This is a genomic window from Streptomyces sp. NPDC000878, from assembly GCF_053599695.1.
The window spans coordinates 50,496-64,815 of sequence record NZ_JBSFMT010000034.1 but is presented as its reverse complement, the minus strand read 5'-3'; the positions used below and the strand labels follow the sequence as shown (position 1 = coordinate 64,815).

4 protein-coding genes are annotated in these 14,320 nt (G+C 73.1%); all 4 read right to left on the bottom strand.

Annotated elements, in window-relative coordinates:
• Window position 1: 1 nt before the first annotated feature.
• On the bottom strand, window positions 2–1,249 hold the full coding sequence (locus ACWDR4_RS27460) for a cytochrome P450 (protein ID WP_450412612.1): 1,248 nt from the start codon (window positions 1,247–1,249) through the stop codon (window positions 2–4).
• A gap of 30 nt (window positions 1,250–1,279) precedes the next feature.
• Window positions 1,280–2,158, bottom strand: coding sequence for an ABC transporter permease (locus ACWDR4_RS27455; protein ID WP_450412610.1), 879 nt, complete (start codon window positions 2,156–2,158; stop codon window positions 1,280–1,282).
• A gap of 145 nt (window positions 2,159–2,303) precedes the next feature.
• Window positions 2,304–13,565, bottom strand: a complete 11,262-nt coding sequence (locus ACWDR4_RS27450) for an amino acid adenylation domain-containing protein (protein ID WP_450412608.1) — start codon at window positions 13,563–13,565, stop codon at window positions 2,304–2,306.
• A gap of 47 nt (window positions 13,566–13,612) precedes the next feature.
• The gene (locus ACWDR4_RS27445; RefSeq protein WP_450412606.1) at window positions 13,613–14,317 is read right to left on the bottom strand and encodes a DsbA family protein; all 705 of its coding nucleotides are present in this window, start codon (window positions 14,315–14,317) and stop codon (window positions 13,613–13,615) included.
• Between the last annotated feature and the right edge of the window lie 3 nt (window positions 14,318–14,320).

Below are 14,320 nucleotides of genomic sequence, written 5' to 3'. Positions count from 1 at the left end.
CTCAGCGAACCTCCTCGGCGGCCGGCTCCGCGCGCAGTGCGACGGACAGGCCGCTGTAGCCCTGGATGAAGTTGGAGTAGAGGCGCCGCGGGGGGCCGAGCAGCGTGATGTCGGCGACCATGGCGCGCAGCGCCTCCACCATGGCGTTCACATGGACCCGGCCCAGGAAGGCGCCGAGGCAGAAGTGCGGGCCGTGGCCGAAGACCACGTGCTTGTTGGGGGTGCGGCCGACGTCGAAGGCGCACGGGTCGGTGAACACGTCCTCGTCGAAGTTGGCGGAGGCGTTCCACAGTGTGACCACGTCACCGGCCCGGATGACCCGGTCCCCGAGTTCCACATCGGCCAGGGCACGGCGTCCGAAGTGCATGGCGGGCGTCGTCCAGCGCAGGACCTCCTCCGTGGCCGACTCCGAGGTGACGTCGCCGTTCTTGAGGCGGCGCCACTGTCCGGGGTTCTCGGCCAGCGCGATGAGCCCGCCGGTGATCGACATCCGGGTCGACTCGTCGCCGCCGAGGATGAGGCTGTAGCTGTTGAGGACGATCTCGTCGTCGGTCAGGAGTCTGCCGTCGATGGTGGCGGTGGCCAGGGTGCTGAGGACGTCGTCGCCCGGCTTCGCCCGGCGCTCGGCCGCGAGTTGGGAGAGGTAGAGCAGGATCTCGTTGCGTGCCAGGAGCGATTCGAACTCGCTCTCCTCGGAGCTGTGCCGCGACAGCGTCCGGGTGTTCCACTCGACCAGCTGCGGGCGGTCGGCGGCCGGGATGTCGAGAAGGTCGCCCATGGTGTGCATCGGGATGTGGTCGACGACGTCGGTGACGAAGTCGATCCGGTCCGACTCGACGGCCGCACCGAGCAGTTCACGTGTGTGCCGGTGCACGCCGTCCACGACGGGCGCGAGGACGCGCGGCGAGAACGACTTCAGCATCAGGTTGCGGATCTCGCGGTGGCGCACTCCGTCGGTGACGGCGAGCATCTTGCCGGAGGCCGAGTCCTCGCCCTGGAGCAGCGTGGTGAGGACGGTCCCCTTCTCGGAGGTGAACCGCTTGTTGTCGCGGTAGACGGCGACCGCGTCCGCGTACCGGGAGATCACCCAGAAGCCGGGGCCGGCCGGGCCCGCCGGGTGCCAGTGCACGGGGCTCTCGGTGCGGAACCTGCGCCACATGGCGTGCTGGTCGACGTCGAGGAAGGTCTGCGGATCGGTGAGGTCGAGCGAGGCGGGATCGGGTGCCGCCTCGCGTTCTGTGACAGGCATGGTGGGTGTTCCTCACTGCTTCGGGGAGGCTCAGGGCTTTCGGAATCGGCGCAGGCTGAGGGCGAGGCAGGCCGCGAACAGCACGCTCAGGGTCACCGCGACCACGACCAGCGGATGCTCGCCGACGAAGCCGGGGCTCGTGGTGGCGGGGTTGCCCCACAGGTCGCGGCAGGCCGCGATGACGGCGCTGACCGGGTTCCACTCGGCGATCGGGCGGATCGCACCCGGCATGGACTGCGGGGAGAGGAAGGCGCTGGACAGGAAGGGCAGCACGACGACGATGAACGGCGCGACGACACTGATCGTCTCGATGCTGCGCAGGGTCATGGCGAGCAGCACGCCGAGCCACAGCATCACGTACGTGAAGACCGCGACCAGCGCGAACCCCGCGAGCGTGGGCAGCAGCCCGGTGTGCGAACGCCAGCCGAGCAGCAGCCCGGCGCCCGTGGTGACGGCGAGCGCGGCCAGGGCGACCAGGAAGTCCGCGCCGGTGTGCCCCAACGGCACGGCGGACCGGCTGATCGGCAGCGAACGGAACCGGTCGATGATGCCGCCCTGCAGGTCCATCGCCATCGACACAGCGGTCGGTCCCACGCAGGCGAGCCCCACCTGGACGGCGCCGCCGGCGAAGACGTACTCCACGTAGCTTCCGCCGGCGGGCAGCGTGATGGCGTCCCGGAACAGATAGCCGAGCAGCACCATCGACACGAGCGGGTTGAGCACGACGCCGATGGCCCGGCCGGGCCCCCGGCGCAGCCGCCTGAGCCTGCGTCCCATCACGGCGAGCACCTCGGTCCCGAAGGTCCGGGCTCCGCCCGGCCGGGCCCCGTCGAGGAGGGGATTCGCGACGGGGGCCCGGCCGGGGTCGGGCGCCGCGGGGGGCGGCGCCTGCGGGAGGGTGGTCGTCATGATGGCTTCCGTTCGTCCAGGGCGGGGTCCGCCGGCCGCTGCGGCGCGCGGGGCGACGGGCCGTCGTGTGTGTCCCGTGCCGCGCCGGGGCCCGGCGTCAGGAGGACTCCCTTCCAGCTGGCCCGGGCGCGGGAGCCCGCCGCCGTCACCGCTCGCTCCTGTCCGACTCCGCGTGCAGCCGTTCCAGCTGGGCCGCGACCGCGCGTCCTATCTCGTCCAGCGGGCCGGGGCTGAGCATGTCGTCGTGGGCGCAGTCGACGTGGTGCGTGGTCACGGTGCCGTTGGTGTACGGGGCCCAGAGGCGTTCCTTGTCCGTCTCCTCGCCCCACGGGGAGCGGTCGGCCAGGAACAGGTGCATCTCGCCGTCGTAACCGCGGGGCCGGTAGCGGGTGTTGAGGATCTGGTGGCGGGCCATCAGATCCACCATGCGGGCCATCCGTTGCTCCCCCGTCCGGGCCAGAGCGCTGCCGTCGCGGCGCAGGGCGTCGACGATGTCCGCCGGGGTGAGTTCCCGGTCGCCGAACTCGTCGCGGCTGTGCCCGATGCCCTCCAGCAGCCAGGCCAGGCTGCCCTGCACGTCCCGCTCGTCGACGGCGCCGGTCCGGGGGTAGGAGTCCAGGTTCGCCAGCAGGCCCACCTGGTGTCCGGCGGCCCGCAGTTGCACCGCGATCTCGTACGCGAGCAGTCCGCCGAACGACCAGCCGAGCAGGTGGTACGGCCCTTCGGGCCGGACCTGGCGGATGAGGTCGATGTACGCGGCGGCGTTCGCCTCGATACTGTCGGGCAGCGGCGCGCCGTCGACGACGCTGGGCGACTGGATGCCGTAGACCGGATGGTCCGCCCCGATGTAGCGGGCCAGCGGCAGGTACGAGAGCGCGAGGCCGACACCGCTGTGGACGCAGAAGACGGGCGGGCGCCCGCCGGTCGGACGGATGCACAGCATCGGTGCGAACGGGTCCGCGTGATCGAGGCTGTCGGTCTCCTCGATCGCCTCGGCCGCGAGGCGCATGGTGTCCCTGGGGGCGAGGGCCGTCGGCTCCTGCGCCGTCCCGGGCTCCGGCTGCGGGCGCAGCGCCGTCGCGAGCGCGGCCACGCTCTGGTGGGTGAACACGTCGGCGATGCTGAGCTCGATGCCGGCCTTGCGGGCCCGGGCCACCAGGCGCAGCGACGTCATGCTGTCCATGGACCGGGTCTCGAAGAAGTTCTCCGCCGGGGCCACGGACTCCGCCCCGACCACCTCGGCGACGATCTCGCAGAGCCGGGCCACGACCGGGTCGGCCGCGTCGGCGGCCGGCTGCGCCGGCGCCGGCTGCGTCAAAGCGTTGTCGCCCCGGGTCACCTTCCGGCCCGTCCGCCACATCCGGGCCCCCGCCTCGCCCCAGGGATCGGCGACGAACCGCTCTGCGGTGACGCCGACCCGGCCCGCGTAGGACCGGGCGACGGCCGCCCCCGCGAGATACAGCTCGCCCTCCGGGGCCGGGCTCAGCGCCTCGTCCAGTACGTAGCCGTGGGCCGGCCATCGGTCCGTGTCCGCCGGGAACGTGTCCGGTGCGGCCCATGCGGCGGGCGGGCGCTCCCGGGTGGCGACGCCGGTCCCGGCGAGCAGCGCCCCGAACAGCCCGGCCTCGCCGGGCCGTCCGCCGTCGAGCGCGGCGGCGACCCGGGCGGCGGCCGTGCGGTGCTCCACCACCGTGCCCGCCGTGCCGCCGCGGATCACGTACGCGGCCTGCTCGGGCCGTGCCGTGGCGGTCACGGGCCGGTCCTCGTCGCCGGCCGTGCCGCGCAGCCCGGGGACGTCGAGGACGAGCACCGGCACCCCGGTCGTCCGCAGCCGTCCCGCCATGCCCACCGTCGTCAGGACGCACACCGGGTCGGTATCCGCGAACAGGGCCCGGATCCCGTCACCCGGTTCGTCCGCGGCCAGCGGCACGTACGCCGCGCCCGCCTTGAGGATCGCGAGCGCCGCGAGGGCCTGGTCGGCCGCGCGCGGCACGGCGAGCGCCACGGTGCGCTCGGGTCCGGCCCCGGCCGCGACCAGGGTGTGCGCCAACACGTCGGCGCACCGGTCGAGTTCGGCGTAGGTCAGCGCCTGGGGCCCGCTGCCGGTGGCGACGGCGTCGGGTTTCTCCGCGACCAGTTCGGCGAACAGGTCGATCAGGGTCACCTCGGGCAGCTCCCGTACGACCTCGGCGAAGTCCTGAGCGGAGGTCTCCGGGGGCCGGGCCGACACCGTCGGCTCGTCCGCGCCCTCGATCTCCAGGTCCCCGATCCGTACGCCGGGATCGGCCACCGCGTCCCGCAGTACCCGCGTGAACTGCCGTACCAGGCTCTCGGCCGTCTCCCTCGTGAACAGATCCCTGCTGAAGGTCAGCAGCCCCTGCATGCCGTCCTTGTCGGGCCACGGCACCAGTTCGACGACGAGGTCGAGCTTGGCCTGCCGGGACGGAACGTACTCGGGGCGCGCGGTCAGGCCGGGCAGGCCGAGGTCGCGTACGCCGTCGTACTGCACGGTCAGCGACACCTGGAACAGCGGGTGCCGGTTCAGTGCGCGGGACGGCCGCAGCGCGTCGACGACCTGGTCGAACGGCACGTCCTGGTGGGAGAAGGCCGCGAGGTCGGTCTCCCGGAGCCGGTCGAGCAGTTCGCGGAAGGTCGGGTCGCCGCTCGTGTCGCCGCGGAGCACCAGGGTGTTGAGGAACATGCCGACGACGTCCGAGAGCGCGTCGTCCGTGCGGCCCGCCACCGAGACACCCACCGGGATGTCGGTACCCGCGCCACGCCGGGTCAGCAGCGCCGACAGCGCCGCCTGGAAGACGATGAACTCGGTCGTGCCGGTGGCGCGGGCCAAGTTCCCTATCGCCGACCGGAGGTCGGCGTCCACGTCGAACAGCACCGCGTCGCCCTCCCGCGTACCCCGCGCCGGGCGGGTGAAGTCGGCGGGCAGCGGTGTCTCGTCGGGCAGGCCCGCGAGCGCGTCGCGCCAGAAGTCGAGCTGTTCGGTGGCGAGGCCGTCGGGATCGTCGGGGTCCCCGCCACCGAGCAGTTCGCGCTGCCAGACGGCGAAGTCCGCGTACTGGACGGGCAGCGGCTCCCAGCGGGGGGCGCGGCCCTCGCTCCTGGCCCGGTAGGCGGCGGCGAAGTCGCCGAGGAACGGGCCCATCGACCAGCCGTCGAACGCGATGTGGTGGATCACGAACAACAGCACGCACTCGTCCTGTCCCACCGGGAAGAGCCGGACGCGCAGCGGGGCCTCCTCTGTGAGGTCGAAGCCGCGGTCGGCATCGGCGGCCACCACCTCGGTCACCTCGGCGGCCGGCACCGACACCACCTTGACGGCGGGCGCGCCCGCGGCGGTGTCCAGGACGCGCAGCGACGGCACCCCGTCGGTGTCCGGCATGACGGTGCGCAGCACCTCGTGCCGCCCGACGACGTCGCGCAGCGCGACCCGCAGGGCGTCCGTGTCGAGTTGCCCGGTGAGCCGGAAGGCGAGCACCGAGTTGTACGACCCGTCCGCTGTGCCCTCGCGGCGGTTGAGGAACCACTGCCGTTGCTGGGTGAAGGAGAGCGGCCTCTCGGTTCCGGCGGGCGCGGGTGCCAGCGGCGGCCTGGCCCGGTCCGCCTGCTCCACCCGGGCGGCGAGGGCGGCCGCGGTGCGGGCCTCGAAGAGGGCGCGGATGGGCAGTTCGGCGCCGAGGACTCCGCGGACCCGGCTGACCAGCCGCGTGGCGAGCAGCGAGTGCCCGCCGATCTCGAAGAAGTCGTCGTCGGCGTGGACCTGGTCGCGGCCGAGGATGTCGGCGAACAGGCCGCACAGGATCTCCTCGACGGGCGTGCGCGGGGCGCGGCCTCGCGCACCGGCGCCGAGGTCCGGGTCGGGCAGGGCGGCGCGGTCCAGCTTTCCGTGGGCGGTCAGCGGGAGCGAGTCCAGGGCGACGACGGCGGACGGCACCATGTAGTCGGGCAGTTCCCGGGCGAGGCGGTCGCGCAGTACTCCGGTGTCCGCCCCGGACCCGGCCCCGGAAGCGACCACGTACGCCACCAGGCGCCGCTCCCCCGCCTCGTCCTCGCGCATCACCACGGCGGCCTGCTCGACCAGGGGCATGGCCGTCAACGCGGCGGAGATCTCGCCGAGTTCGATGCGGATGCCGCGCAGTTGCACCTGGTCGTCGGCGCGGTCCAGGTAGTCCAGCTCGCCGTCGGGCAGCCAGCGCACCAGGTCGCCGGTGCGGTACATGCGGCTGCCGGCCGGCCCGTACGGGTCGGCCAGGAACCGCTGGGCGGTCAGCCCCGGCCTGCCGAGATACCCGCGGGCCAGTCCTCCGCCGACGTACAGCTCACCGACGCAGCCGACCGGTACGGGCCGCAGCGCGCGGTCCAGGACGTACACGCGGTGGGCGTTGGTCGGGCGGCCGATCGGCGGCCGGCCGCGGCCGGGGGCGAGGGGGCCGCTGACGGTGCAGCCGACGACGGCCTCGGTGGGGCCGTACCCGTTGAACATCCGCACGGAGCCCGCCCAGCGGTCGACGACCTGGGTGGGGACCGCCTCGCCGGTCACCACCATGCGCAGGTCCGCGGGGAGCGTGCTGCCCTCCGGGAGCGCGCCGACGACGACGGGCGGCAGCGCCGCCAGGTTGATACGGGCGTCGTTGATCAGGTCGACCAGGGGACGGCCCGGGGTGCGGTGCTCCTCGTCGGCGATCACGAGGGTGCCGCCGTTGAGCAGCGCCAGCATGATGCCGAAGACCGACGCGTCGAAGCTGAAGGACGCGAACTGCAGGACGCGCACGTCGTGGTCGAGATCGAATCGCTGGGTGAGGCTGTCGACCATCGCCATCAGCCCGGTGTGCGGCACGGTCACGCCCTTGGGCCGGCCGGTGGAGCCGGAGGTGTAGATCATGTACGCGGTGTGCAGCGGGTGCAGCGTTCCGTTCCGGTCCGCGTCGGTGAGGTCGGCGCCGGAGAGTCCGTCCAGCTCCGCCACGGTGTCGGGTGCGTCGAGGATCAGGGGCACGTCGGTGCGGCCCGGCCGTTGCGGCAGTCCCGTCGCACGGGCGGTGGTCGCGGTGTCGGTGAGCAGCACCGCGGGGCACGCGTCGTCGAGGAGGTGGCCGACGCGGTCGGCCGGGTAGTCGACGTCGACGGGCAGGAACACGGCGCCCGCCTTCAGCGCGGCCAGGGCCGCCACCACCAGCTCCACGGAGCGCGGCAGCATGACGGCGACCGGTTGTTCGGGGCGCACCCCTCGGGCGACGAGAAGCCGGGCGATCCGGTTGGCCCGGGTGTTCAGCTCGGTGTAGTCGAGGACCTCGGCACCGAGGGAGACCGCGGGCTTGTCCGGGAACCAGGTGGCCCACCGCTCGAAGGTTTCGGTGGCGAGCAGGGCGGGCTCGGGCAGTGCGGCCTCGGCCCCCGCCCAGTCCGCGGTGAGCCGGCACCGCTCGTTCTCGTCGAGGGTGTCGAGGCGGCCGAGCGGGACACCCGGGTCGGCCGCCAGGCGCTCCAGGACACGGAGGAAGCGGCGGACGAACGCGTCCGTCTGCTTCTCGGTGAACACGTCGGGCCGGTACTGGGCCTCCACCCTCAACTCGCCGTCCGGGCCGGGGAAGACGCCGATCGCCAGGGGGTACTCGGCGACGACGCGCGCCTTCCAGCCGAGCATGGTCAGTCCGGGGATGTGCTCGCCGATGCGGTCGAGGGCGCCCGTCGGATAGTTGTGGAAGCTGACGACGGTGTCGAACAGCTCGCCCGTGCCTGCGCACTGCTGTACCTCGGCGAGGCCCAGGTGGTGGTGGGGTTCGAGGCCGAGCTGGCGGTCCTGGAGGTCGGCGAGCATCGCCTCGAAGGGCTGCGCGGCATCGAGCCGGGCACGGACCGGGAGAGTGTGCAGGAACGCGCCCACCATCCGCTCCACCTCCCGGAGCTCGGCCGGCCGGCCGGAGACGACGGCGCCGAAGATGACGTCCCGTCGTCCGGTGAGCGCGCCCAGGACCGCGGCCCAGGCGCCCTGCATCACGGTGTTCATGGTGAGACCGCGGGTGTGCGCCCAGGGGGTGAGCGCGGCGGTGACCTCGGCGGGCACGTCGGCCACGAGGGTCTCGGGCAGGACGGAGACGCGGTCGCGGTCCGCGGGGCCGAGCCGAGTCGCACCGCCTGCTTCTTCGATGTCCGCGAGTTCGGCGCGCCATGCCTCGCGGGCGGCGTCCTTGTCCTGGGCCGCCGACCACTCCGGATGACGGTGGGCGGGGGCGACGCGGGCGAGGGCGGTGGTGTCGGCGCCGTTGGACCACAGGGTGACCAGTTCCTCGGCGAGCACGGCGGACAGGGACCAGCCGTCGACCAGCATGTGATGCGTGGTCCACACGACACGGTGCCGGTCGTCCGCGATCCGGTAGACGGTGAACCGGGTCAGCGGACCGCGGGTGACGTCGAAGCGGTGCAGCCACTCCTCGTCGGTGCGGCGGGCCACCTCGGCGTCCACGTCGGCTGCGGCGACGCCGGTCAGGTCGACCTCCGTCCACGGCAGTTCGACGTGCTCGGGGATCAGCTGGACCGGGTCGCCGGTGTCGCGTTCGCGGAAACTGGCGCGCAGCGCCGGATTGCGGTCGAGGAGCGTGACGGCGGCGGCCCGCAGTGCCGAGCGGTCCATGGCGCCGCCGACGTCCATGACGACCTGGAGGGTGTACGCGTCCATGCCCTGACGGTCGAACTCGGCCTGGAAGAGCAGTCCGCGCTGCAACGGGGAGAGCGGCAGGATGTCGGTGACACCGCGCAGTTCGCTCTCGTACGCGTCGATCTCCCGCTGTTCGACCTGGACGAGCGGGAAGTCGGACGGAATGCGCCCGGTGGTGCCCGGCCGGTCCGCGTGCCCGACAAGGGTTTCCAGGGCGCGGAACCAGGTCTCGGCGAGATCCCGTACGTCGGCCTCGTCGAGCAGGGCGGAGGCCCAGGTCCATTCGGCGACGAGGACGGGGCCCTCGGGGCGGTCCTCGGCGACGGCCACGAGGTCGACGGGCTGACGCAGCGGTGTGCTCGGGGCCGCGGTCTGGCCCGCCCCGCCGGCCTGCATGGACCAGTCGCCGCCGCTCGCGGCGAACCGGCCCAGGTAGTTGAAGCCGAGCTGCGGGACGGGGGTGCGGGCGAGAACGGCGGCGGTCTGCGGGTTGAAGTGGCTCAGCAGGCCGTGGCCGATGCCGTGGTCGGGCAGCGCGCGCAGGGTGGCCTTGACCCGCTTGAGCGCGGCCGTGAGGGAGGTGCCGCCCTGCCACACGTCGGCCCGGTCCAGCTCGCCCACGTCGAGGCCGACGGGGAAGACGCTGGTGAACCAGCCGACCGTACGGGACACGTCCAGGTCCCCCGCGATCTGCTCGCGGCCGTGTCCCTCCAGTTCGATCAGCGCTCGGGTGGCATGCGGGGCTCCGGTGCGGCGGGCCCGCTCGACGAGTGCGAGGGCGAGACCGGTCAGGAGCACCTCGTTGATCTCGGCGTGGAAGGCGGCGGGCACCTGGGTGAGCAGGGCCGCCGTGTGCTCGGCCGGCAGTTCGACGCGCAGCCGGCCGGCGCTGCCGTGCACGTCACGGGCCGGGTCCAGCGGCTGTTCGGTGAGCGCTGCGGACGCCCCGCTCGACTGCTGCGTCCACAGCGGCAGTTCGGCCATGCGGTCCGCGGTGCGGGCCTCCTCGGACAGGGCCTTCGCCCAGCGGCGGTAGGAGGTCGGCACGGGGTCGAGCCGCGGTTCGCGGCCCTCGGCGACGGCTTCCCAGGCGGCCTGGAGGTCGGGCAGCAGAATCCGCCAGGACACGCCGTCGACGGCGAGGTGGTGAACGACGAGGAGCAGGGTGCCGGTGCCTTCCTCCGTCAGGAGCACCGCCTGCGCGACGAGGCCGTCCTCGGGACGCAGGCGGGCGCGGGCCGCGGCCAGTTCCTCGGCCAGACGTACGGCCCGGTCGGCGCCCTCGGGAACAGTGGCGGTGGTGAGTACGTCGGACGCCGCGACGGCGCCCGGGGGCCGGGTGCTCAGGGACCACAGGCCGGGAACCGGGCAGGCGAGGCGCAGACGCAGCGTGTCGTGGCGGTCCAGGACGGCCTGCAGCGCGCGCTCCAGCCTTGGGGCGTCCACCGCGGCGGGCACGGTCACGGCGAAGTGCTGCGCGAACTCCTTGGTCTCGTCCGGAAGATGGGACAGGAGTTCACGCAACTGCTCAGCCACGGGCAGGAGTTCGACTTCTCCGATGCCGTCCTCCTCGGCTGTGGGCGCTGCCTGTCCGGTGTGTCCCGCGACGGCGGCGATGGCCGCCGGGGTGCGGTGCCGGAAGACGTCGCGGGCCGTGACGACCAGGCCTTCCTTGCGCGCCCTGCTGACCACCTGGAGGGAGCTGATGCTGTCACCGCCGAGGGCGAAGAAACTGTCCTCCGGGCCGACTTCGGGCACACCGAGGACCTCGGCGAGGACCTGGCACAGGATGCGCTCGTCGTCGGTGCGCGCGGCGCGCCCCTGTGCGGAGGCCCCGAAGTCGGGGACCGGCAGGGATGAGCGGTCGACCTTGCCGTGCGCGGTCAGCGGCAGTTCGTCCAGGGCGACGAGGACGGTCGGCACCAGGGCACCGGGCAGCCGCTCGGCCAGCAGGGCGCGGGCGGCCGCGGTGTCCGGGCGGGCTGTGTCCCCGACGACGTACCCGACGAGCCGCTGCTGTCCGGCCGGGTCGGTGACGGCGGCGGCCACCGCGTCGGCGACGCCGGGCAGTTCGCGCAGGGCCGTCTCGACCTCGCCGAGTTCGATGCGCTGGCCGCGGATCTTGACCTGGTGGTCGACGCGGCCCACGAAGGCGAGCTGTCCGTCGGGGCGCAGGACGACATGGTCGCCGGTGCGGTACATGCGGGAGCCGTCGGCGGCGAACGGGTCGGGCACGAACGTGGTGGCGGTGCGGCGCGGGTCACCGAGGTAGCCGCGGCCGACTCCCCGGCCGGAGATGAACAACTCGCCCTGCGCGCCGCGCGGCACCGGCCGCAGGTCGGCGCCGAGGACATGAAGGCGGGTGTTGCGCAGCGGCCGGCCGATCGGCACGACGGGCGCGTCCAGGTCGCCGGTGGTGGAGACATAGGCGTGGGTGACGTCGTCGGAGCACTCGGTGGGGCCGTAGAGGTTGGCGAGCGGGATGTCCGGATAGCGGGCGAACCAGCGCCTGCAGAGGTCGGCGGGAAGCGCCTCGCCGTTGGAGATCATCCAGCGCAGGGCGGGTAGTCCGGGTGCCGAGCCCGCCGCGTCCCAGACGTCGAGGGTGGCGCGCAGCAGCGACGGCACGACCTCGATGACGGTCAGCTCCTCGGCGCCGATGGCGGGGAACAGGGCGTCCGGGTCGGCGGCGTCACCGCGGCCGAAGGCGCGGACGCGTCCGCCGACGAGCAGCGTCGTCAGGGTCTGCCAGACGGTGACGTCGAAGGTGACGGGTGCGTTGTGGACGAGCGCGTCGGCGCCGGTGAGCCCGAACTCCTCGATCTTGGCGAGGAGATGATTGACCATGCCGCCGCGCTGCACCATGGCGCCCTTGGGCTTGCCCGTGGAGCCGGAGGTGTAGATGACGTAGGCGAGGTCGAGCGGGCCGCCGGTGACGGGGGCCAGTTCACCGGCGGTGTCGGCGCGGGCGTCGAGGACGTGCACGGGCAGCGGGTCGGCCAGGGAAGCCGCCGCCGCGCGCGCCAGGCCGGCGTGCTCGTCCTGGGTGAGCAGGAAACCGGCGCCGCTGTCGCGCAGCAGTGCGGTCAGCCGGGCCACAGGCGCCCCGGGGTCGAGGGGCACGAAGGCGCGTCCGGCGCCGAGGACGGCGAGTTCGGCGGTGACGAAGTCCCGGCCCGGCTCGGAGAGGATGGCCACCGGGCCGTGGCCGGTCAGGACACGGGAGACGGCGGAGGCCCGGCCGATCAGCTCGGCGTAGTCGACGCTTCCGCCGTCGTCGGTGACGGCCACCGCATGCGGCGCCCGCGCCGCATGCTCCCGTACCCGCTCCACGACCCCCCGGTAGGGCGTCTCGCGGACGGGCCCGGTGAGCGCGGCGGTGAGGCCGGCCCGCTCGTCGGCGGTGAGCAGGTCGAGGCCGCCGAGCGGAGCGTCGGGCGCGGCCTGGAGGAAGGCGTCCAGGAAGGCGGTGAACCGGTCCAGGTGCGTGCGGATCTCGGCACGGTCGTAGCGTGCGGTGTTGCCGCTGAGGTCGATGCCGATGCCCGCGGCGCCCTTGTCGAAGACGGTGATCTCCAGGTCGTCGACGAGTCCTGTGGAGGGGGTGTAGATGGTGGCCTCGCACGGACCGATGGCCAGCGTCTCGGGCTGCGGGATCATGTTGAGGTACGGGCCGAACGGCCGCCGGTCGTCGCTGGGAAGACCCATGTCCCGGCGAATCCCGCTGACCCGGTGGCGCTGGTGTCTGAGCCCCTGTGAGAACACCTCGTGCGTCGCCGCGAGCAGTTCGGCGCGCGTGGCGCCGGCGGACACGGTCAGGCGCAGCGGCAGCGTGTTCACGACCACGCCGGGGATGCGCTGCATCGTGCCCCCGAGGCGCCCCGTCACCGGCAGGGCGAGAAGGACGTCCTCGATGGCGGCGGTGCGCGCGGTGTAGGCGAAGAGGGCGGCGGCGAACGTGCTCTGCCAGATCACCCGGGACTTCCAGGCGACCGTGCGCAGCAGCTCGGCCGTCCGCTCGGGCAGCACCGCGCTCTCCTGGTGGAAGGACGGGGCGGGCTGGGCGTCCCGCGTGGCCAGGCTGATCAGCGCGGGGCCGTCACCCACCTGCTCCCGCCAGTACGCCGCGTCCCGCTCGCCCTTCGTCGAACCGGTCGATGCCGCCTCGGCGTCGACCAGTTCGACGAGTGCGGGGAAGCGGCCCTCGTCGAGCGAGGTGCCGTCGAGCAGGGCGTCGTAGATCTCGGAGAGCCGCTGGAAGCAGATTACGTAACTGAACCCGTCGGAGACGAGGTGATGGGTGAGGAGGCAGAGGAAGGTGCGCTCCGGGCCGAGCACGAACACGCTCAGCCTGAACAGCGGGCCGTGTCCTTCCGTGCCGTCGGCCTCGTCGTCGAGCGGGAAGGGCACGGCCAGGTCGTCGCGGATCGCCTGCCGCGCGACCGCCGCGGGGTCGGGTGCGGTGCTGACGTCGGTGACGACCAGCGGCAGCGTCTCGATGGGTTCGACGAACTGACGCGGGTCGCCGCCCTGTTCGTCGAACCGGGCGCGCAGGCACTCCGACTCGTCGACGAGCCGCGCGAGCGCGGTGCGCAGGAGGTCCGGGTCCAGCGGCCCGCGGATGTCCCAGTAGGCGGAGTTGTTGTAGGTCGCGCCCCCGCCGGAGAGTTTCGCGTCGAACCAGATGTCCTTCTGGCCGGCGGTGAGCGGAAGGCCGACCGTCTGAACAGGTGTCATAGCAGTCCCCTAGGTGAAAGATGGTGCGGGTGGGGGCGCGGGGGCGGTCAGCCGCAGCCGCCCGCGTGCCCGTCGTCGGTGGCCGTGCCGATGCCTGCGGCGGTGAACTCGAGCGGTACCGCGGTGGCCGGCTCCTCCTGGGAGCGCAGGTGCTCCACGAACGCGTCGAGCCGGTCGATCCCCCAGAAGCGGCTGTAGCCGTGCACGAAGAACGGAACGCCGAACACACCGTCCGCGCAGACGTCCAGGAGGATGCGGATGCCCTCGGCGCGCAGCTCGGGCCGGTCGCTGGCGCGGGACAGGCGCAGTGGGTCGATGCCCAGCTCCCAGCCGATGTCCTCGATGGTCCGCCGGTCGCAGATGTCTCGGCCCTGGCCGAACCTGGCCCGGTACACCGCGTCGATGTAGTCGTGGCCGCGGCCCTGGCTGCGGGCGACGAGATAGCCCAGGTGCGGGACCTCCCATATGGAGTCGCGGTCCACCGGCCAGACAACCCTGATGCCCAGGGACTTGGTGATACGGCCGACGTCCTGGAGCACGTAGCGGTGCTTCTCGCGGGACATCTCCGAGTAGGGGAACCGACCGCCCTGTTCCTTCATGAGCCGTGCGCTGAGCTGGTCGGGCTCGAAGAAGGGCACCCATTCGAGGCGCTCCGCGAGGTCCCGATGCTCGGCCATCACCGTGCGGTAGGCGAGCCAGGAGTACGGGCTGCGCAGGGAGAAGTAGAACCGCGGCGTCTTGTTCTCGGGCATGGT